This window comes from Vibrio plantisponsor (assembly GCF_013041605.1).
Lineage (GTDB): Bacteria > Pseudomonadota > Gammaproteobacteria > Enterobacterales > Vibrionaceae > Vibrio > Vibrio plantisponsor.
In genome coordinates this window covers 132542-155477 of sequence record NZ_JABEQC010000008.1, presented here as the reverse complement: position 1 = coordinate 155477, position 22936 = coordinate 132542, and the positions used below count along the sequence as shown (strand labels likewise).

The window sequence follows — 22936 nt, the reverse complement described above, 5'->3', positions numbered from 1 at the left end:
AAAGAAGTAACTGAGGCAAACACTGTTTTACAAAGTTATCGTCAATGTGGAGGTTTCATCAATTTTTTGACGATTGATGGGAAAATTCGATTGCCGATACCAGTTGTATTTCATTGTCTGAAAGTTCTGCTTTGTAGCACAGTACTTCCACGCCTGCTTCTTGTGCCATTGTTAACAATTGTGAATAGTTCGCGTCTATATGGCGAGCTGGTGAGACTTTTTCAATCCCCGAATGTAAAACCGTGAACAAAAGTATGGCTCTGCTCCCACTTTGGGCCATTTCTGACAGCTCTCGTAAGTGTTTTTGCCCACGAGTGGTGACGGCATCGGGGAAATAGCCTTGTCCAACCCTTTGATTCTCTTCCCCTGTCTCGATGTTGCGCTCATCCAAAAGAGTCACGCTTTTCACTTCTACATAACAGTTTGGTTTAGATTCGCTACAGAGCAAGATATCAATGCGACTATTTTCAGCACCATACTTAACTTCTGTGCGTAATTGCTCATAACCTTGCAGTTCTTTAATTGTTCCGTTTTGGATTGCTTCGACCGCAAGTTGGTTTGCTCGCGCGGTGTTGATGCAAATTCGATGGCCTTGCGCTGTTTCTGTCAGTTCCCAACTATTAGGATACTTGCGCTTAAGATTATCGGAGGTTGAATACCAAACTTGGTTTCCTGGTTCAGCACATCCCGTCATCGCACCGGTATTGGCACAATGAATAGTGATTTGCTTTCCATCTTTTAACTCAACATCCGCCAGAAATCGTTTGTAGCGTTTAACTAATGTGGCGCGTTCAAGCGCTGGTGTAAATTGCATCGAGATCCCTGTACTGTTTTTATGTACAATGCTTTGGTTGTTAATCTGGGATATTTAAACATAAGGACATTCTCTTGTCACAGCTGCCGATTCTCGCAGTAATACCTGATTTGCTTGCAGGTGTTGAGCATTCTCCCCAACTGATTTTAAAAGCGGCTCCCGGTGCGGGTAAGTCGACCTATTTTCCACTCGCGTTACTCAAATCAGGTTTAGTCGACGGGAAAATCATCATGCTGGAACCCAGACGATTGGCAGCGAGAAACATTGCTCGTTACCTGTCTCAACAACTAGGGGAGTCAGTCGGGAAAACTGTCGGTTATCGGGTGAGAGGAGAAACAAAGGTCAGTAGTGATACCCGCTTGGAAGTGGTGACAGAAGGCATCATGACGCGCATGATTCAAAACGATCCAGAGTTGGATGGCATCGGCGCATTGATCTTTGATGAATTCCACGAGCGGAGCATTCATGCTGATACGGCTTTGGCGCTCAGTTTAGAAGTGCAATCCGTGCTTCGTGACGATCTTAAAATCATCGTGATGTCTGCAACGTTAGATCAATCGGCTCTGCAACAGTTATTACCTTTGGCTGAATATGTGGAGTCACAAGGTCGCGGTTATCCGATTGATGTTCGTTATCAGCCCATCGGTGTTAATGAGCCTTTGGTTCCTGCAATGGCAAAACAAATCAGAACCTTAATATCTAACGAACAAGGTTCTCTACTCGCTTTTTTACCGGGTGCTGCCAGCATCACCGCGTTAGCTGATCAACTTAATGACCTTCCAAGTGAAGTCGATGTTTGCCCGATTTACGGACAGATGAGTTTTGCCGAACAGCAAAAGGCGATTTCGCCAGCGCCAGAAGGAAAGCGTAAAGTGGTTCTCGCGACCAACATTGCGGAGACATCACTGACCATTGAAGGTATTCGCATGGTGGTGGATTCTGGTTTGGAACGCGTGGCACGTTTTGATTTGAAAACCGGAATCACCCGCTTAGAACAGATGCGGATTGCTCAATCGTCCGCCGAACAGCGTGCTGGTCGTGCTGGTCGTTTAGAAGCAGGTATTTGCGTACGTTTATACAGTGAAGCTCAGTTTAATCAGCAGCCGAAAGTTTCAGCACCGGAAATTTTGCAAAGTGACCTTGCACCTCTGATGCTGGAATTGGCTCAATGGGGTGTCAAAAATGCTAATGAACTGCAATGGTTAGATTTACCGCCGATATCAGCGATAAATCAGGCGGCATCTCTGTTGCAATCTTTAGGTCTGATGGACAAGCAAAATCAGTTAACAGCAATGGGTAAAGAGGCGCATCGCTTGGGTGTTGAACCCCGAATTGCAGCCATGTTGCTAAAAGTGGAAAACGAGAATTCCGCACTTTTTAATAGCGCAATAGCATTAGCCGCGCTGCTTGAAGAGCCTGAAAGACAGATACTCGATTTGCAACACAGTTTGCATCGCTGGCAACAGGGAAGTCACCCTAAATCTAAACAAATGACGCAAAGAGCGAACACCTTAGCCAATAAGCTGGATGCGGTTTTTTCTCTTAGTCAGGTAAAGAGTTCATTGTTGCCTCTGGTCGCTTGTTTAGCTTTTCCAGACCGTATTGCTCAGAAGCGAGGTCAGGGATACGGTCAGTTTTTGCTGGCAAACGGACATGGTGCTTTTATCGATGAGTCACAACCTCTGGCGGGAAGTGATTATGTGGTCGCTCTTGATCTTATGCGTTCGCTGGGTTCTTCAAACCAAATAAGCCAGTCAAGCCGGATCTTTTTCGCACTGGATCTGGATATCGATGCTTTGGAATCTCAGTTTGGCTTTTTATTTGTGACCAGTGAGCAGGTGGATTGGGATGAAAAAGCCGGGAGGCTTGTCGCCGAAGAGCGTTGTTGCTTGGGAGAGCTTGTTATTCGACGTCGAGCGTTACCTGAGCCAGATAAACAAAAAATGACGCAAGCCTTGCTTAATTATGTCGAGCGTAAAGGCCTTTCGGTTTTAAACTGGAGCGAAGAAACCGTACAGTGGCTGGAACGAGTGCGCTGTGGCATTGAATGGCTCGATGATGAAGAGTGGCCTGCGATGGATGACGCAAGCTTATTAAACGATCTAAGAGAGTGGCTAGAGCCTTACTTGATTGGCATTACCTCAGTGAAAGCTTTGCAGAAAGTACCGCTTATTGAAGCACTTAATGCTCGGTTGGGGTGGCCGCTCAATCAGCAGTTAGATGAATGGTTGCCAGTTACCCATGTATTGCCAACCGGAACACATAAGAAAATACGTTATCAATGTGGAAAAGAGCCAGTGTTATCGGTTCGAATGCAGGAAGTGTTTGGTGAAAAAACGTCACCCGTTATTGCCAAGGGGCGTCAAGCTATCGTGATGGAACTGCTGTCACCAGCGCAAAGACCATTACAGGTGACGCGCGATCTCGCTGGTTTTTGGGCTGGTGCATATAAAGAAGTGCAAAAAGAGATGAAAGGCCGATACCCGAAACATGTTTGGCCAGACGATCCTGCAAATCACGTTGCAACTACTAAAACAAAACGACAATTGAATTCATGACAAATAAACGCAGTAACCCGAAATCGGAAAGTAAAAGAAAAACGTCGGCTAAACCGTCTTCAAGATCTCGCACTCCGTCAAACAAACCGAACCGCCCTAAGTCTTGGTTAAAGCGGTTGTGGGGGATTGGTTGGAAAGTAGGTGTCGCCGCCATCGCTTTGTTGGTCTTTGCCGGTATTTATCTCGATAGTGTGATTAAGCACCGTTTTGAAGGGCAGCTATTTGATCTGCCTACGGTTGTTTACGCGAGAATTCTGGAGATTGCACCCGGAGACAATTTAAGTATTAAAGAGCTTCGTAATGAGCTTGATGTACTGAACTACAGAAAAGTCGCTAACCCAAGATATGCTGGCGAGTATTCCGCGTCTTCAACACGTATTGAAATGATTCGTCGTCCGTTTGAGTTTTCTGACGGACCAGAACCAGATCGTCACGTTATGATCAATTTCGATGAAAACGGTGTACAACGTATTCAATCATTGGAGCAAAAGGGTGACCTGGGCTATCTGCGCTTAGAACCCAAGATGCTTGGGATGCTTGAGAAAGATGTTCAAGAACAGCGTCTGTTTTTACGTCGCGAGCAATTCCCTGAAGTGATGATCGATGCTCTGTTAATCACCGAAGACAGACACTTCTATCAACACGACGGAGTCTCTCCACTGGCCATTGCGCGCGCTATGATGGTGAACCTCAAAGCGGGTCGTACAGTACAAGGTGGCAGTACTCTGACTCAGCAGTTAGCTAAAAATATCTTCTTGTCCAGCGACAGAACCTTGTGGCGTAAGCTGCGTGAAGCGTATATGGCGCTGATCATTGATTACCGGTACAGCAAAGACCGCATTCTGGAAGCGTATCTGAACGAAGTGTATTTAGGCCAGAATGGTAAAGAAGGCGTGCATGGTTTTGGTCTGGCGTCTCGCCTTTATTTTGGTCAGCCGCTGCAAGAACTGCGCATTGATCAACTGGCACTGCTGGTGGGTATGGTCAAAGGTCCTTCCTATTACAACCCAATGCGTTATCCAGAAAGAGCAAAAGAGCGTCGAGACTTAGTTCTGCGTCTGATGATGGATCAAGACATCCTAACCGCTAAGCAATATGAGCAAGCGGTGACTCGTCCGTTGGATGTGCAAAAAGTGGCACGCATTGCCAGCCGTCAGCCAGCCTATTTCCAGCAGCTTTCTATTGAATTGAATGAGAAACTTGGGCGTGATTTTAAATCAGATTCAGGATTGCGTGTTTTCACTTCTCTTGACCCTGTATCGCAAGCCAAACTGGAACAAGCGATCGCGAATAAAGTTCCAGAGTTAGAAAAAACGGCAGGCAAAGATTTGGAAGCCGCAGCGATTGCTGTTGACCGTCATAGTGGTGAAATTCGCGCAATGGTGGGCGGTAAACGAGCTGGCTATGAAGGGTTCAACCGTGCGCTTAATGCGCGAAGACCGATTGGATCTCTGGTGAAGCCAGCGGTTTATCTTACCGCATTGGCTCAGCCTGAAAAATACAACTTAGCGACCACCTTAGTCGATAAGCCAATCTCATTAAAAGGCAGTGAAGGCAGCGTTTGGAGCCCAAGAAACTTTGATCGCCAGTATCGCGGTGATGTGCCTCTATATATGGCTTTGGCTAAATCTTTGAACGTGCCAACGGTGCAATTGGGGATGTCTCTGGGTATCGATAAGGTTTCAGATACCTTGCAGCAACTGGGTGTCGATAAAAGTGAAATTCGCCCTGTGCCATCGATGTTGCTTGGTTCATTCTCGCTCTCACCATATCAGGTGGCACAGATGTATCAGACGTTAACCAACTCTGGCAAAAGAGCACCGATGTCTGCGCTACGTTCGGTATTGGATTTAGAAGGCAATGTTCTCTACCAGTCTATTCCTAAAGTGTATCAAGCTGTCGATCAACAAGCGGCTTGGCTCACAACATACGCCATGAAACGTGGCGTGTTAGAAGGAACAGGACGTTACCTGCAAAACCAGTTTGCTTGGGCTGCGCTTGCAGGAAAAACAGGTACCAGTAATGACAGCCGAGATAGCTGGTTCGTGGGCGTTGATGGTCGAGAAGTAACGACAATCTGGCTAGGACGAGATGATAACAAACCTACAGCTTTAACTGGCTCAAGTGGTGCTCTGCGTGTTTATGCTCAGTATCTGCAGTATCGGATTCCAGAGAAACTGATCTTGCCATGGCCGAATGGTGTTACCACTGTGGGCTTCTCGAACAAGAGCAGCGGTGCTCTCGCTCTGGACTGTGGCAACGATTTTAAACTTCCGGTGTGGGATCCGAATGGCGACTGGAAGAAGCAGTGTGAGAATCGCCCTGTGGAATGGATAAAAAAACTCTTCCAGTGGTAGAGGCCGAAGTTTATAGTATTTTGAATTTTAAGGGATTGAGGGCGTAGTGTGACTTATAAGTTACTCTGTTTTATCTGCTTGGCGAATGTGGTGCTTCCATTTAGCGTTTTCGCTAACGTTGCGGATTCACAAACGAAATCTATTCAAATAGAACAGCCCCAAACCAAGCGCCCTAAAATTGCGTTGGTACTCGCAGGTGGCGGCGCTAAAGGCGCTGCACATATCGGCGTGCTAAAAGCTCTGGAAGAAATGCACATTCCTGTCGATATCGTGACTGGTACCAGTATGGGGGCTTATGTCGGTGGTTTGTATGCCACGGGTATGAGCGCCTCTGAAATAGAAAGCCTGATTTATAGCGTTGACTGGAACAGTGGTTATCGCGATCGCGTAAGTCGTAGTCAACGTCTTGTGCGAGATAAAGAATACGAAGACCGTTATCAACTGACAACGGATTTAGGTATTCACTGGTGGGAAGTGCGCGCTCCTAAAGGCGTGGTTCAAGGGCAGAACATGTTACGTATTCTGCGTGTGACTACTGGCAACCTCTCTCCGTTTGAATCCTTCAATCAGCTTGCCATTCCTTATCGCGCGGTAGCAACGGATATTGTTGAACTTCAACCTGTTGTACTCGATAAGGGTTATCTGGTTGACGCCATGATGGCGAGCATGTCTGTTCCCGGTGCGTTACCTCCTTATGAAGTTGATGGACATCTGCTGGTGGACGGTGGTGTAACCAATAACATGCCTGTTGATGTTGCCAGAGAAATGGGCGCGGACATTGTCATTGCGGTAGATATCAGTACGGATTACAAAGCTCAGGAAGACTTTACCAACTTCTTAACCATGGCTGATCAACTGTCAAACTATCTTGTTCGCCGCAGCACTCAAGACCAAGCTGATATGTTGACAGACGGCGATGTTTTTCTGAAGCCTCAAGTCGGGCAGATGGAGACCACTGAATTCGAGCGTATGCCAGATGCTTTTGAGAAGGGTTATCAGGCAGCAATAGAAAATCAGCAGGCATTATCTCATTTGTCACTGAGCAGTGCGGATTACCAGAAATACATTGATGAAAAAGAAGAACGCAGACGTGAGTTGAAATATGGTGATGAAGTTGTTGTTGATAAGGTCATTCTCAATAACAACAGTCACTACAGTGATTTGTTACTGAAAAACCTATTAAACCTAGATCAAGGTAAGGCGTTGACAACTGAAGAAATAGAAACAAGTGTCGAAAATCTTTATGCGTTAGATAGGTTTGAACTGGTCAGTTACAAATATCAAGAAAATGAAGGTGATGAAGAGCTGGTCGTTGATGTGAGAGAAAAATCGTGGGGGCCAAATTATGCCAATTTCCGCTTTTTCTTGGAAGACGACTTTACCACTGACAGCCAGTATTCGATTGGCATTTCAACCAATTTCACTGATCTTAACTCCAGCGGTGCTGGAGTCATGATCAATATGGATGGTGGTACGGATAAACGCCTTGAAGCGGAATTTTACTCCCCACTATTTTCCACACAAAAGGCATTTACAACGCTGTCTGGACGATACACTAATGATAAGCGAAATGTGCCAATCAGTGGATTTGATAATACCGGCTTAGAAGCAAGCAAAAACTATGTACCTGTCTCTTATTTGGAGTGGGTAGCAGAAGCTGCGATTGGATATCAGAGCGCGCTGTGGAGTGAAGCGAAAATTGGTATTCGTTATACAGACGGTAGTGCAGAACTCTCAAATTTACCAGATATAGGGGATGTATCTTTTAAACGCCAAGGATTATTTGCCAGTTATCGGATTGATACATTAGACAGTTTCAGCTTGCCGACTCAAGGTGTCTATTTAGACTTCGAATATCTGATTTCTCATGATGATTCCTATTCTAATTCCTCTGTAATGGAAGAGGATGGTGAAGATACGGTTTATGAACTTTCGACCAAATTTGTCGCTGCACAAAGCTATAAACGCCATACTTTGGTCGGAAATGCAGAGTATGGAATTGTAAAAAGTAAGAACTCTTCCACACCGATTGATCCTAAAACCATCGGTGGTTTTTTGAATTTGTCCGGTATACCGCGCAACAGTCTGATTGGACAAAACAAAGCGTATACCAGTTTGATTTACCGTTATCGCTGGTTTGACAATGACTTTGGACTCTTCGCATCGCCTGTATATCTTGGGGCGTCGATTGAGTATGGAGGCGTTTGGTCTGACCCTGATTTAAGTCTAGAAGAGGCTCCTTTATATGGTGCAGCGTCTGTTTTTGCATGTGTTGATTCGCCAATAGGGCCTGTAATGTTCGGTTATGGACGCACAGAGCAGAATTTCGATTCGTTATATTTGATTCTAGGAACCACGTTTAAGTGATGAGGGATAAAGTTTAATGGTGAGAATCGTCAAACTTTAGTCTTAAGTTGCTATGTTGGTCAAAATGATGAGATTTTAATTTATCGTTAAATTTGCTATTCTGACGCCCACAGTTTGGCCTCTAGGGCGCTGTTTCTCAGTCATATTTGAATGAAAACAAGGGCAACGGAGAGCCAAGTTTCCAAGGATGTTCACTTACATTTTTATAATTATTAGGTGAACCGCAATGAGAGGAAAAAAGTCGTGCTTGAAGCCTACCGTAAACACGTCGAAGAGCGTGCCGCTGAAGGAGTTGTACCTAAACCCCTAGATGCAGAGCAAGTTGCTGGACTTGTTGAACTGTTAAAGAATCCCCCTCAAGGTGAAGAAGAATTCATCCTTGATCTGCTTGAAAACCGTATTCCACCGGGCGTTGATGAAGCTGCTTATGTAAAAGCGGGTTTCCTAACGGCTATCGTGAAAGGGGAAGTAACTTCTCCTCTAGTCAGTCGTGCAAAAGCTGCAAAACTACTAGGTACCATGCAAGGTGGCTACAACATCGAGCCACTGGTTTCACTTCTTGATGACGCTGAACTAGCACCTATTGCTGCTGAAGCTCTATCTCATACTCTGCTTATGTTTGATGCTTTCTATGATGTAGAAGAGAAAGCAAAAGCAGGTAATGAACTCGCAAAACAAGTCCTTCAATCTTGGGCTGACGCAGAATGGTTCCTGTCTAAACCTGCGCTACAAGAAAAAATCACTCTGACTGTATTTAAAGTAACAGGTGAGACAAACACGGATGACTTGTCACCAGCACCAGATGCATGGTCTCGTCCTGATATCCCTGTACACGCTTTAGCAATGCTGAAAAACGAACGTGACGGTATTAATCCAGATCAACCAGGCAGCATTGGTCCAATTAAGCAAATCGAAGCGCTTAAAGAGAAAGGCCATCAGCTAGTGTACGTTGGTGACGTCGTAGGTACGGGCTCATCTCGTAAATCAGCGACTAACTCTGTGCTTTGGTTCATGGGTGACGACATCCCATTCGTTCCAAACAAACGCGCTGGCGGTTATGTGCTGGGCGGTAAGATTGCTCCAATCTTCTTTAACACTATGGAAGACGCTGGCGCGCTACCAATCGAAGTTGACGTATCGAAAATGAACATGGGTGACGTAATTGACGTCTATCCATTCGAAGGCAAAGTATGTAACCACGAAACTGGTGAAGTACTGGCTACCTTCAAACTAAAAACTGACGTACTGATTGATGAAGTTCGTGCTGGCGGTCGTATCCCATTGATCGTTGGTCGTGGTTTAACAGATAAAGCTCGTCAATCTTTAGGCTTGAGCGCATCTGATGTGTTCCGTCGCCCAGTACCTGTTGCTGACAGCGGCAAAGGCTTTACGCTTGCTCAGAAAATGGTGGGTAAAGCGTGTGGCGTAGAAGGTATTCGTCCGGGTACTTACTGTGAACCGAAAATGACAACGGTTGGTTCTCAAGATACTACTGGCCCTATGACTCGTGACGAGCTGAAAGACCTTGCGTGTCTGGGCTTCTCTGCTGACCTAGTGATGCAGTCATTCTGTCATACTTCAGCGTATCCAAAGCCAGTAGACGTGAATACTCACCACACACTGCCTGATTTCATCATGAACCGTGGTGGCGTATCACTACGTCCGGGTGATGGTGTTATCCACTCATGGCTAAACCGTATGCTGCTTCCAGATACCGTTGGTACTGGTGGTGACTCACATACTCGTTTCCCATTGGGTATCTCTTTCCCTGCGGGTTCTGGTCTTGTTGCGTTTGCAGCAGCAACAGGCGTTATGCCTCTTGATATGCCTGAATCTATCTTGGTTCGTTTCAAAGGCGAAATGCAGCCGGGTATCACACTACGTGACCTAGTACATGCAATCCCTTACTACGGCATCAAGCAAGGTCTGTTGACTGTAGAGAAAGCAGGTAAGATCAACGAATTCTCTGGTCGCGTACTAGAAATCGAAGGTGTTGAGCACCTCACGGTTGAGCAGGCATTCGAACTTTCAGATGCTTCTGCAGAACGTTCTGCAGCGGGTTGTACAGTGAAACTGTCTCAAGAATCAATCGAAGAGTACTTAAACTCTAACATCACTATGCTTAAGTGGATGATCGCTGAAGGCTACGGTGATGTGCGTACGATTGAACGTCGTATTAAAGCGATGCAAGAGTGGTTAGCAAACCCTGAGCTAATGAGTGCAGATAAAGATGCAGAATACGCTCACGTAATCGAAATCGATCTTGCAGACATTAAAGAACCAATTCTTTGTGCGCCAAACGATCCAGATGATGCTCGTCTTCTATCTGAGGTTCAAGGCACTCAAATCGATGAAGTGTTCATTGGTTCATGTATGACAAACATTGGTCACTTCCGTGCGGCGGGTAAACTGCTTGAGAAGTTCAATGGTCAGCTAGAAACGCGTCTATGGGTGGCTCCGCCAACTAAGATGGATCGCGATCAGCTAACAGAAGAAGGTTACTACGGTATCTTTGGCCGTGCTGGGGTTCGTATTGAAACTCCGGGATGTTCACTATGTATGGGTAACCAAGCTCGCGTAGCGGACAAATCAACGGTAATGTCTACGTCAACACGTAACTTCCCGAACCGTCTCGGTACTGGTGCAAATGTGTATCTATCTTCAGCAGAACTTGCGGCTGTTGGTGCAATTCTAGGTCGTATCCCGACCAAAGAAGAGTACCTACAATACGCAGAGCAAATTAACGCAACTGCTGCGGATACATACCGTTACCTAAATTTCCACCGTATGGCGGATTACACCAAGAAAGCTGACACGGTAATTTTCCAAGAGCCGGCATAAGTAACCTTGGTGAAACTTTAATGATTAAAACCGCTGATGAAAATCGGCGGTTTTTTTATTATCAATTCAAAGCGGATGGCTGCGATAAAGACACTCACGTATTGTCGCTTAATAAAGATACGTAATCATAAACGTAATAAAAAGCCACTTGAATAAGTGGCTTTTTAGCTGTTGGAGAGAGCTTGATATTGTTACGCGAGCTTGAGCAACCTAGCTATATTGCTTGATGTTTGCAGCAGGTTAAGTTCAGCTTCCTGTAATGCAGTATCGAGATCAACGGAGCGGTTAACAATCGCGAAGACTGCATCCAAACCATGATCATGAACCACACCATAGTCAGGTGTAAAACATCCAGCAATCGCGATCACTTTTCTACCATAACGTTTGGCTGTACGTGCGACACCGATAGGAGTTTTCCCATGTATGGTCTGACTATCTATGCGCCCTTCACCTGTGATCACTAGATCGGCATCTTGTACCAAGCTATCGAGCTTTATTGCTTCAATGACGATATCAACGCCCGGTTGTAGCTCCGCGTTCAACACTCCGACTAAAGTGGCGCCCATTCCTCCGGCAGCACCGCCACCAGAAAGAGGCAAAATATCTTTATTAAGATCTTTTTTAACCACGTCAGCAAAGTGCTTCAAAGCCCGATCAAGAGTTTCTACCATCTCTGGCGTAGCCCCTTTTTGCGGGCCGAATACGGCAGAAGCACCATGAGCACCACATAGTGGATTATCCACATCGCAAGCAACCAGTAATTCCACTTGCTGAAGACGAGTATCCAAGGTTGAAAGATCAATAGTGTCAAGCTTGTTTAACGAAGATCCTCCAGCTGGCAAAGCTAAACCTTGCGCATCCAAACACTGAACTCCTAAAGCTTGTAACATGCCGAGACCAGCATCGTTAGTGGCGCTACCACCGAGTCCAACAATGATGCGTTTTACGTTGTGATTCAAAGCAGCCAGAATCAATTCACCTGTACCGTACGAGGTTGTGCACAGTGGATTTCGGCTTGCTTGAGGAACCAAATGTAAACCGGAAGCCGCAGCCATTTCGATGACGGCAGTATCACCGTCACCTAATAGTCCATAAAAACCTTCAACAGGTTGCCCCAGTGGATTGGTTGCTTGGCAAGCGATAATGCGGCCACCCGTTGCATCCACCAAGGATTGCACCGTGCCTTCGCCACCGTCTGCCATTGGTACTTTGACGTAGTCTGCGTGAGGAAAGACTTGTTTAAATCCTTGTTCAATAACAGTCGCCACTTCCATTGCGGACAGACTTTCTTTAAAAGAATCAGGTGCAATAACTATCTTCATGAACTCTCTCTTACAGTAAAATCAGGCTTAATAGGTAAACCAGCGCCATGGCTGTCACACCTTGAATCAATGTTGCTGTGGTCTGTGCGCGGTACGCCAAACCCACACTCATGCGGCTGAACTGAGAAACAACCCAGAAGAAACTGTCGTTGGCATGAGACACTGTCATTGCACCTGCACCAATCGCCATAACGGTCAGTACTCGACCCATTTCAGTATCTAAGCCTAGTTGAGCTAACATCGGAGCGACAAGAGCAGAGGTCGTAACCAGTGCAACTGTTGAAGAGCCTTGTGCAGTTTTCAATGCGGCAGCTACGATAAATGGCATAAAGATACCTACGCCATAGCTTGATAACGTCTCACCTAAGTAACTGCCTAGCTCTGTTGCTTTCAGCACTGCACCAAATGCACCACCAGCGCCTGTAATTAGCAAAATAGGTGCAGCAGATGTAATGCCTTGGCTGATTCTTTGACCGAACTCTTCTGCCTTGTCGTCTGATTTAAGCAGACGAATAGAAAGTAGCAAACCCATAAACAATGCAACCAGAGGCTGGCCTAAGAACGCCAAAACATCAAAAACAATTCCCTGACCCAATGGATAAGATGGGAACTTTGCAATAGAGCCTAAACAGATAAACAGAATTGGCACAAAGATCGGAGAGAATGCTTGGCCAGCTGTAGGTAGCTTACCGTAAGACTCTTTCAGTGCTTTCCAATCTTGGTTTAGTTCTTGATGTGCTTCGTCGATGTTATCTGGGGCAACGTCTTTGAAGCGATTCGCCCAAAGCATACCTGCAAGAGCAGCTACTGCGGCAACAAAGACACCGACACCAATAACTAATCCAAGATTCGACTCCAGACCTAAGTTACCTGCAGCGGCGATAGGACCTGGTGTTGGTGGAACGAAGGTGTGGGTTGCGTATAAGCCTGTTGCTAACGCTACACTCATTGCAACACTGGAAGTGCGCAGACGTTTAGCGAGTGACTCTTTAAGTGAGTTCAAAATAACAAAGCCAGAATCGCAAAATACAGGAATGGAAACGATGTAGCCGATGATTGTCATTGTTAGGGTAGGGAATCGGTCACCCAAGATACGAATGACGCTATCTGCCATAGTGATAGCAGCGCCACTTTTTTCCAAGATAACACCAATAATGGTACCTAAGACAATCACCAAACCGATGTAGCCTAGGATCCCACCAAAACCACTGGTGATGGTTTTAGCGATGCTATCAGCGGGTAAGCCGTAAGCAAATGCAGCGATAAAAGCGGCACTGATTAATGCTAAGAATGGGTGTAACTTGAACTTTGTAGTAGCGATGACGATAAAGCCAATCACCGCCAACAATATGAGTATCAGCTCCATGTGAAAACTCCGAGTAGGGTTAAGGACGGTAAGTTTGTTGGTCGATCTTTCAGGTTCGACGAGTAATTAGCTAACGAGATATGATGTTTATTTGTATGTTTCTCACTAGCTAGGGGCATTATCGTGGTTTTGAAATGAATTGAATTGTGCAAACGCACAGGATTGAGTTTTTAAATTGGGTTTAAATTGTGCAATTGAACATTCCTTATGTTTATTTAGTACAATTTTAATGCCAAATATAAGTGTATTTTGTCTTCTAACTTATTGATATCTAGTGATATGAGCTCATTAATCTTATCGAGTCTATAACGCAGAGTATTTCGGTGAATATGTAGCTCTTGGCAGGTTTTAGCTGGATCACAATTTAATAACAAATATGCTTCGATAGTCTTTTGCAGTAGCCCCTGACGGTCATGTTTTTGCAGTTCCAATAATGGAGTGAGCAGTTTTTCTCTCTGCCAGTTTTGATATTGCATCGCACTGAGTAAAACGGGTAACTGATGATCGTGGAAAAAGAAAATCGTACCTTTTAGTTTGCGTGTTACTTGTAACGTAGTTTTTGCGCTTTGATATGAACGAGTAAGGCCATTGATGCCAGGGAAGTAATCTCCCACCGCGACGCGCACGCGAAATCCTGCTTCTTTATTGATACGTTTAAGCAATGATTTTACGCGTTGACGTTCTTTATCCGGATTCCACTCATCACCGAATACCGATGCAGGTTTGAGTACCACCACTTCATGTTCTGAAACCGATAAAATACCGACGAGGTTATTCCGTTCAGGATATTCAAGCAGATGAACAAGATGCTGCATATGCTCTAGCGTTAGCGTGTTATCGTCTAGTGCTATCAGCTTGATGATGGTTGCGATTCTGGGTTCATTGATGTCGATATCAAGACGTTGTGCAATGGTGGCGAGTTTTTGTTCGTCGCTCTCTTCTGCTGATATCAGTTGCATCACCAACTCTTCTCGATGACGCTTATCCCACTGCACTTGTTCCATCAGTTCAGCTTGTTCGACGATTAACTCAGCCGTCATCTTCACTAACTCACCATAATGATGAACTTGCGAAGGCTCGCCGGAAATCCCCACAACACCCAATACTTGTTCGTGGTGCACGATTGGTAAATTAATCCCAGGTTTGACGCCTTTAAGGCGGGCGGAGGTGGCTTGATCAATTTCAACCACGCGGCGCTCGGTGCTGGCTAATACCGCTCCTTCGTGTTTTTGTTGCAGGCGAGACGGGTCTCCTGAACCAATGATTCTTCCTTGTTCATCCATAACATTGACGGAATAAGGAATGATTTTCATGGTGCGTTCAACGATTTGGCGAGCGATAGTTTCGTTTAGTTTCATGCTGAGAATGGCGTTAGAATACGAATTTGCCGATAATAGTACCTGATCTCGGTATTAATAGAGAAACCCATGGAATTTGAATTTACGAAAAACACCTTAATGGGTGAATATTACGTTAGCTGCAACATGGAGCACCAGGTAGTGGCTCGTTGGCTGCAGGAAGAGATAGGTAAAGATCGCACAAAGATTGAGCAAGTGTTTTCGTTACTCGACCAAGTGCACCAAAGTCCAGCAAAAGAGTGGAAACTGGCAGGAAAAGAGATCTCTCTTTCGGTGTTAGGGAGTGAAGTGACTGTGCAGGAAAACGCGCTTGGTTACAGCCATGATATTGAGTTTGAAAGCGAATTTGAGCTTTACGATAGTGAAAGTACCGCCGAATGTGGTTTGGAAGATTTTGAGTCAATGATGAGACAGTGGAGTGAGTTCATCCAAAACTATTAGATGACTGACTTTTACAGTGTGCACTTAAGTGGTGAAGAATGGCTTGAGCGCATTATTTTTGGGAAAGGGTTGCACAATATTTGTGCGACCCTTTCTTTTTTTGGGACTAATATTACTCTAAGTTTATATATATCAATGAGTTAAAAAGTTGGCACGTACCTTGGATTACTAGAATGGGATTAGAGTTAATGGACTACAGCTTCAGAGAGGACGCGATGAAACTCATAAACGCAATCATCAAACCATTCAAACTTGACGATGTACGCGAAGCTTTAGCTGATGTTGGCATCGAAGGGATGACAGTATCAGAAGTAAAAGGCTTCGGTCGTCAGAAAGGTCACACAGAGCTTTACCGCGGTGCGGAATACCAAGTGGATTTCCTACCTAAAGTAAAAATCGAAATCGCTACACAAGCAGACAACGTAGACCGTGTTGTTGAAGCAATCATCAAAGCTGCTCATACAGGCAAAATTGGTGACGGTAAAATATTTGTTTATGACTTAAGTCATGCTGTTCGTATTCGCACTGGCGAAATGGACGTAGAAGCACTTTAAGAATCAGGGATTGGAGACAACTATTATGGAACTGTCAGTAACTGTAGCGGAGTTACGCTACGCACTGGATACTTTCTTCTTCTTAATTTCAGGCGCACTAGTAATGTGGATGGCTGCAGGTTTTGCAATGCTGGAAGCGGGTCTGGTTCGTTCAAAAAACACCACTGAAATTCTGACCAAAAACTTTGTGCTTTACGCTATCGCGTGCACTATGTACTTAATCGTTGGTTACAACATCATGTACGTAGATAACGCAGAAGCGGGTTGGTTACCTTCATTCGGTACACTAATCGGCTCTCAAGCTGAAGGCGCTGACCACTCTCTAGAGTCAGATTTCTTCTTCCAAGTAGTATTCGTTGCAACTTCAATGTCTGTGGTATCAGGTGCGGTTGCGGAACGTATGAAGTTATGGGCATTCCTAATCTTCTCTATTGTTCTAACAGCATTTATCTACCCAATCGAAGGTTACTGGACTTGGGGTGGTGGCTTCCTGTCTGACGCTGGTTTCAGTGACTTTGCAGGTTCAGGTATCGTACACATGGCAGGTGCAGCAGCAGCTCTAGCTGGTGTTATCTTACTCGGTGCTCGTAAAGGTAAGTACGGTAAGAATGGTGAAGTTTACCCAATTCCAGGTTCAAACATGCCACTTGCTACTCTAGGTACACTTATCCTGTGGTTCGGTTGGTTTGGTTTCAACGGCGGCTCTCAGTTAATGGTTTCTGATTTCGAGAACGCAACTGCAGTTGGTAAAATCTTCCTAAACACTAACGCAGCAGCAGCTGCAGGTGCGATTGCAGCACTACTTGTGTGTAAAACAACTTGGGGTAAAGCTGACCTAACTATGGTTCTAAACGGCGCGTTAGCTGGTCTAGTTGCTATCACTGCAGACCCACTATCACCATCACCACTATACTCTGTGGCTATCGGTGTGGTAGCTGGTGCAATCGTAGTGTTCAGTATCATTGCTCTAGATAAACTGAAAATCGATGATCCAGTAGGTGCTATCTCTGTACACGGTGTGTGTGGTTTCTTCGGCCTGATGGTTGTTCCACTAAGCAATGCAGATGCATCATTTGGTTCTCAGCTTCTAGGTGCAGTCGTTATCTTCGGTTGGGTGTTCGTAGCAAGCCTAGTGGTTTGGAGTATCCTAAAAGCAACAATGGGTATCCGAGTATCTGAAGAAGAAGAGCTAGAAGGTATGGACATGCACGACTGTGGTGTTGAAGCCTATCCTGAGTTCTCAGTAATTAAATAATTAATATTTAGAACTTCGTCGAAAAAAAACCTGCTCATGTAGCAGGTTTTTTATTTTTTAAGATTGTTTTCGGCAAAAATGGCCAATATAATTTATGCAAATAAAAAACGTTATCATTATCACTACATATTAGGTTTGAACGATGAAAAAGATGCTTACCCTTTCTGCACTTGCATTAAGCACTTTAGCCCCTTCTGCAATGGCTGCTGAGGAAGTGAATGTTTACTCTTACCGCCAGCCTTTCCTTATTGAACCAATGTTTAATGAGTTCACCAAAGAAACTGGTATTAAGGTAAACGTGAAGTTTGCAAAAGAAGGTATTGCAGAAAAGTTAGCACAAGAAGGTGAATACAGCCCTGCTGATATCGTACTGACTTCTGAGTTTAGTCGTCTGTTTGAACTGTCTGATAAGAAATTAACTCAGCCAGTGAACAGCTCTGTCATTGATGAAAACATTCCTGCTCAATACCGTGATAGCAACGATGAGTGGTTTGCACTAACCATTCGTACACGTAGTGTTTACTCTTCACGTGACCGCGTAGGCAAATTGGGCGATGATTTTAACTATCTTGATTTAGCTAAGCCTGAATATAAGGGTAAAATCTGTACTCGTAGTGGTAAGCACCCATACAACATCGCGTTGGTTGCATCTATGGTGGCTAACTACGGTGAAGCAGAAACCAAAACTTGGTTGGAAGGTTTGAAAGCGAATCTTGCTCGTAAACCTCAAGGTAACGACCGTGATCAAGTTCGTGCAATTAAAGAAGGTCTATGTGATCTTTCTTTAGGCAACAGCTACTACCTAGGTAAAATGCTGGAAGATAAAGAACAAAAAGCTTGGGCAGAGTCTGTATACATCAACTTCCCTGGGCAAAATGCAAAAGGTACACACGTAAACGTGAGTGGTATGGCTATGGCTAAATACGCTCCAAACCGTGACAATGCTGTGAAATTGATGGAATTCCTGACGGGTGAAACAGCTCAGCATATGTATGCAGAAGTGAACTTCGAATACCCTGTGAAACCAGGCGTAGAGCGTTCTGAACTTGTCGCATCTTGGGGTGACTTTAAGTCTGATTCACTACCTTTAGAAGAAATTGCTGACAACCATACGGTAGCCATCAAGCTGCTGGATGAAGTAAAATTCGATCTTTAGTTTGTTGAGGGGGAAGTTTTCCCCTTCTTTTAAAAGCGATATGAGATGTCTTTGCACCTGTTTATGCATCTCAAATTGTCTTGTTGTAATAGGCAATGAAAGAAAAACATCTTGTATGGAAAACCAGTAGTGTTGTTCTCGCCGCACTACTGGTTTTGCCGATCTTAGCCATATTTTTTACCGCTGTTGGCCACACGGATGACGTATTCGCTCATCTGATGGCAACAGTGATGCCCACCTATGCTCAAAATACCATCGTCCTTGTCGTCAGCGTGATGGCATTATCTCTGTTATTTGGGATACCAAGTGCATGGATTATGGCAATGTGTAAGCTTCCCGGAGAAAAAATTCTTCAATGGGCTTTGGTGCTCCCTTTAGCGATTCCCGGTTATATCGTGGGTTATATTTTTACTGGCTGGTTTGACTATGCTGGCCCAGTACAAGTGTGGTTAAGAGAGTTAACCGGTTGGCAAGCCGGAGAGTATTGGTTTCCTGATATCCGCAGTTTAGCCGGAGCCAGCCTTGTGCTGGCTTTAGTGCTTTATCCTTACGTCTATTTATTGTGTCGTGCAACGTTTATGGAGCAAAACGTTTCTCTGCTACAGTCAGCGCGATTGCTCAAATGCACGCCATGGGAAAGCTTTAGACGCATCTCTCTACCTTTGGCTCGCCCTTCTATTGCGGTCGCGTTATCGCTGGTGGCAATGGAGACTATCGGTGATTTCGGTACGGTTAATTACTTTGCGATCAGCACACTGACCACTGCGGTGTATGACACTTGGTTAAACTATTCCAACCTTAATGCCGCCGCTAAAATTTCAGCCATTATGTTGGTAATAGTGCTGCTATTGCTTAGTGCTGAACGTTATAGCCGACGCAAGCAGAAGCTGTATCAGACTCAATTCAATAGCCATGAAGATTTTCGCTATCAACTAAGCGGTTGGAAAAAGTGGTTTGCAATGTTCTGGTGTTGGGGATTAGTGGCTACTGCCTTTATCTTCCCACTGCTACAACTTCTCAGTTATGCATACACTTATTTCGAACAAAGCTGGACCGCAGAGTTCCGAGAATATGCGATTAACAGTCTCAAAGTATCGCTAACTGCAGCGATAGTGGCTGTTACTGTCGCCTTGATTCTAAACTTCTATGCTCGCTTGAAACAAAATCGTTTTAGCGTGGCTTTGATGCGTTTATCTTCTATGGGGTATGCGGTTCCGGGAACTGTACTCGCTATCGGCGTAATGGTTCCGGTATTAACGCTAGACCACACAGTCAATGATATCGCTAAAGCAATGCAGTGGGGCAGACCGGGGCTGATATTCTCTGGCACTATGTTTGCGATTATTTTCGCTATGTTAGTGCGCTTCTCTGCGGTTGCGATTGGCAGTATCGAAAGCAGTCTAAACAAAGTCTCTCCATCACTTGATATGGCTGCCCGTACAATGGGATGTCAGGCAAACAGTATGCTGTGGCGAGTACATTTCCCACTGGTGCGTCGTGGAGCTCTGATTGCTGGTTTGCTTGTGTTTATTGAGTCGATGAAAGAACTCAATGCTTCATTGCTGCTACGCCCATTTAACTTTGAAACGCTGGCTACCTACGTCTATAACTATGCTTCTGATGAGCATTTAGAACTTGCCGCTTTGCCAGCCGTATTGTTGGTTCTGGTTGGTTTAATCCCGCTTGTAATTGTTAACCGTTCTCTGGAGCAAAATCACTGATGAGCTGCGCACTTTCCATTCAAGACCTCACTTGTCAGTACGACACTCAAACGGTACTGGAGTCTCTATCACTTGAAGTTGATAAAGGTGAGATTGTCTGCTTACTTGGGGCAAGTGGTTGTGGCAAAACAACCCTGCTTAAAGCGATTGCAGGACTACTGCCTTTAACTTCAGGACATATGAGCTTAAATTGCGTCACCATCGATGATGGAGCCAACTGGCTTGCACCGGAAAAACGCAATATCGGTATGATTTTCCAAGATTACGCGCTATTTCCACATCTAACCGTTGAAGAGAATGTTGGCTTTGGCTTGCGAACCTTATCTGCGGCTGAACGTAACAGCAAAGTTCAGGATATGTTGGAACTGGTTCATCTTAGCTCATTTGGTGATCGTTACCCTCATCAGCTTTCTGGTGGACAACAGCAACGCGTTGCCATTGCGCGTTCGCTGGCGTACAAACCGGATCTTCTTTTACTTGATGAACCGTTTTCCAATATCGACACTCAAGTACGTCACGATTTGATTGCAGAGATTCGTAAAATCTTCAAAAAGCAGGGTGTGACAGCGATTTTCGTCACTCACTCTCGAGAAGAAGCTTTTGCCTTTGCTGATAAAATGGCCGTGATGAATCACGGTGTTATTGAACAGTTTGGCACTGCCTCAGAGCTCTACTATCAGCCCTCAAGCAAGTTCGTTGCGGATTTTCTTGGTGGTGGTAGCTATCTGCCAGCGACTCGTAATACACAAGGTCTGTTCGACACGGCTCTTGGAACTTTGGAAGCGCAAGTTCAGACTGAAATTGCGGTTGGCGGCGACTGTGAATTATTGCTACGTCCTCAACAAGTATTGATTCAGTCTTCAGATAAAGGTGAAGTCACCGTTCTAGAGCAGCAATTTATGGGCGACCACTGTCGTTACGTGATTGATGTGCACGGTACTAAACTTCTTGCGACGTCAGCACAGGCTATTTCGGTAGGGCAGAAAGTAGTAGTGGAGATTGATGAGCAAGGTATTCTCGCATTCTGATACTCTTCGTATTTGACGCTGCAGTGCCAACTATTTTGAGGAATACTAACTAAGTTACCCGATATTTGACATTGTAGTGTTATTGACTGTAGTTATGCGGTGGATGAAAGTGGATATGATTACGCAAACCGCTCAAGACTTCCTGTTCGCTTAGACAAGGGCATCCATGCCCTTGTATGTTTGCTTCATCATAACCACTTTGATTATTTTAAGATTTCTTACAAAGACAAAAACGTCTTCATTTGTAGCAGAACACGCTCAGCGGTAGGTTTGTCTTCCATCTCTGCGAAAATACGCAACAAAGGTTCAGTACCTGAGAAGCGGGCAATGACCCAACCACCATTTTTGAAGTAAACCTTAGCACCATCTTCGTAGCTGACTTTTTCAATTTCAAATTCAAAGTCTGGCAATTGCTTCTCAACATAGATTTTGTTGTACAGCGCTTGCTTCTCTGAAGCTTTAAATTTGCAGTCACCTTCAGCGGTATAGGCGTAGCCATAACGAGCGTAGATTTCGTCCAGCATTTCAGACAGTTTCTTGCCTGTTACGCTGATCATTTCGACTAACAGGCTGGAAGCAAACACGCCATCTTTGCCTTTGATATGGCCGCGAATGGTTAAACCGCCAGAGCTTTCGCCGCCTAACAGTGAATCATCGGCTTCCATTTGTGAGCTGATATGCTTAAAGCCTACAGGAACCTCAAAGCTCTTTTCGTTGTGGTCTTCGGCGATTTTATCGAGCAAATGAGTCGTTGCGATGTTACGTACCACTGAGCCTTTCCAGCCCTTGTATTCAAGCAGGTAGTAATACAGCAGCATCAACACTTCATTAGGATGGATGAAGTTACCTTTCTCATCGATGATGCCAAGGCGGTCAGCATCACCATCGGTACCAATACCAATATCGTAGCCTTCGTCTTTAACCAGATGCTGCAAGCGATACAAGGTCGCAGCGCTTGGCGATGGCATCAAACCACCGAAGTCGGGGTTTTTACCATCGTTGATCACATCCACGTCACAGCGACCATTGATCAATACCGTTTGCAGCGCATTTTTGGCCACGCCAAACATAGGATCGATCAATACGCGTAAGTTGGCTTTTTTGATCGCATCAATGTCGATAAAGTCGATGATCGAATCGACGAACTCATTCATTGGGTTGATCGCAATAATCTTTTTATCCTGAATCGCTTGATCAAATTCAATGGATGTTACGTCACTTAACATCAATGTCGCGATCTGCTGTTCGATCTTCTTGGTGATAATTTCATCGGCATCGCGACCGCCACGGATAAATACTTTTACGCCATTGTAATCAGCAGGGTTGTGAGAGGCGGTAATACATGCAGAGTAAGCACAGTCGAGCTGCTTTGCCTTATACATCACTACCGGTGTCGGCACGAATTTGTCGATAAAGCTGACGGTTATCCCGTTACCAGCCAACACTTCTGCAAACCATTTTGCGGCTTTGTCGGAAAGAAAACGGCGGTCATAGCCAATCACAAAACCTTCATTTGCCACATTTTCACTATTGATGATATTGGCTAACGCTTGGGCGACTAAACGCACGTTGTCTTTGGTGAACTCTTCACCAATAAATGCGCGCCAGCCACCAGTACCAAATTGAATCATGTTCTGTTCTCCTTTAATCGACGCTCTAAGCAACGCCTTAGAGAAAAGGCAGTGAACCAGCATTGATAAACAAACCCTAAGTGCCATGGATGGCACGGTTGGAGCTCCATGGATAGGAAGGGCGTGTTTGTGTTCAATGTTGGTTCGCTGATTCTCCGTCGTTAACT

At 45.0% G+C, this 22936-nt stretch carries 15 protein-coding genes; 10 read left to right on the top strand and 5 right to left on the bottom strand.

The window, feature by feature from the left end; translation table 11 throughout:
• Window positions 1–58: 58 nt before the first annotated feature.
• Window positions 59–814 carry a DNA/RNA nuclease SfsA gene (gene sfsA, locus HKI82_RS12820; RefSeq protein WP_171138247.1) on the bottom strand — a complete coding sequence of 252 codons (756 nt, stop codon included), beginning with the start codon at window positions 812–814 and terminating at the stop codon, window positions 59–61.
• A 74-nt stretch (window positions 815–888) separates the two neighbouring features.
• On the opposite strand from sfsA, the gene hrpB reads away from it, so the two are divergent.
• The 4 genes from hrpB to acnB all read left to right on the top strand — a co-directional run bounded on the left by hrpB (window position 889) and on the right by acnB (window position 10937).
• Window positions 889–3372, top strand: a complete 2484-nt coding sequence (gene hrpB, locus HKI82_RS12815) for an ATP-dependent helicase HrpB (RefSeq protein WP_171138246.1) — start codon at window positions 889–891, stop codon at window positions 3370–3372.
• Complete coding sequence (gene mrcB / locus HKI82_RS12810; RefSeq protein ID WP_171138245.1) at window positions 3369–5729, top strand: penicillin-binding protein 1B; 2361 nt, start codon at window positions 3369–3371, stop codon at window positions 5727–5729. Before hrpB ends, mrcB begins: the two co-directional genes overlap by 4 nt.
• A gap of 72 nt (window positions 5730–5801) precedes the next feature.
• The gene (locus tag HKI82_RS12805) at window positions 5802–8096 is read left to right on the top strand and encodes a patatin-like phospholipase family protein (protein ID WP_390632455.1); all 2295 of its coding nucleotides are present in this window, start codon (window positions 5802–5804) and stop codon (window positions 8094–8096) included.
• 243 nt (window positions 8097–8339) lie between these two features.
• Window positions 8340–10937 (top strand): bifunctional aconitate hydratase 2/2-methylisocitrate dehydratase, encoded by a 2598-nt coding sequence (gene acnB, locus HKI82_RS12800; protein ID WP_171138243.1) that lies wholly within the window; start codon window positions 8340–8342, stop codon window positions 10935–10937.
• 191 nt (window positions 10938–11128) lie between these two features.
• On the opposite strand, the gene HKI82_RS12795 is transcribed toward acnB, so the two are convergent.
• The 3 genes from HKI82_RS12795 to HKI82_RS12785 form a co-directional block, all read right to left on the bottom strand.
• A complete protein-coding gene (locus HKI82_RS12795) occupies window positions 11129–12259 on the bottom strand; it encodes a glycerate kinase (protein ID WP_171138242.1) in 1131 nt (376 codons plus the stop codon).
• A gap of 10 nt (window positions 12260–12269) precedes the next feature.
• Window positions 12270–13625 (bottom strand): GntP family permease, encoded by a 1356-nt coding sequence (locus HKI82_RS12790; RefSeq protein WP_171138241.1) that lies wholly within the window; start codon window positions 13623–13625, stop codon window positions 12270–12272.
• Between the two features lie 215 nt (window positions 13626–13840).
• Complete coding sequence (locus tag HKI82_RS12785) at window positions 13841–14983, bottom strand: sugar diacid recognition domain-containing protein (RefSeq protein WP_171138240.1); 1143 nt, start codon at window positions 14981–14983, stop codon at window positions 13841–13843.
• Window positions 14984–15052: 69 nt separating this feature from the next.
• On the opposite strand from HKI82_RS12785, the gene HKI82_RS12780 reads away from it, so the two are divergent.
• From HKI82_RS12780 to HKI82_RS12755, 6 genes are all read left to right on the top strand, one after another.
• The gene (locus tag HKI82_RS12780) at window positions 15053–15424 is read left to right on the top strand and encodes a YacL family protein (RefSeq protein WP_171138239.1); all 372 of its coding nucleotides are present in this window, start codon (window positions 15053–15055) and stop codon (window positions 15422–15424) included.
• 215 nt (window positions 15425–15639) lie between these two features.
• A complete protein-coding gene (locus tag HKI82_RS12775) occupies window positions 15640–15978 on the top strand; it encodes a P-II family nitrogen regulator (RefSeq protein ID WP_102941092.1) in 339 nt (112 codons plus the stop codon).
• 25 nt (window positions 15979–16003) lie between these two features.
• A complete protein-coding gene (locus HKI82_RS12770; protein WP_102940994.1) occupies window positions 16004–17233 on the top strand; it encodes an ammonium transporter in 1230 nt (409 codons plus the stop codon).
• A 142-nt stretch (window positions 17234–17375) separates the two neighbouring features.
• Complete coding sequence (locus HKI82_RS12765; RefSeq protein WP_102940995.1) at window positions 17376–18389, top strand: Fe(3+) ABC transporter substrate-binding protein; 1014 nt, start codon at window positions 17376–17378, stop codon at window positions 18387–18389.
• Between the two features lie 95 nt (window positions 18390–18484).
• Window positions 18485–20110, top strand: coding sequence for an ABC transporter permease (locus tag HKI82_RS12760; RefSeq protein WP_171138238.1), 1626 nt, complete (start codon window positions 18485–18487; stop codon window positions 20108–20110).
• A complete protein-coding gene (locus HKI82_RS12755; RefSeq protein WP_171138237.1) occupies window positions 20110–21138 on the top strand; it encodes an ABC transporter ATP-binding protein in 1029 nt (342 codons plus the stop codon). Before HKI82_RS12760 ends, HKI82_RS12755 begins: the two co-directional genes overlap by 1 nt.
• Before the next feature lie 218 nt (window positions 21139–21356).
• Here HKI82_RS12755 and HKI82_RS12750 read toward each other — a convergent pair whose 3' ends face one another.
• Window positions 21357–22769, bottom strand: a complete 1413-nt coding sequence (locus HKI82_RS12750) for a phosphoglucomutase/phosphomannomutase family protein (protein ID WP_171138236.1) — start codon at window positions 22767–22769, stop codon at window positions 21357–21359.
• Between the last annotated feature and the right edge of the window lie 167 nt (window positions 22770–22936).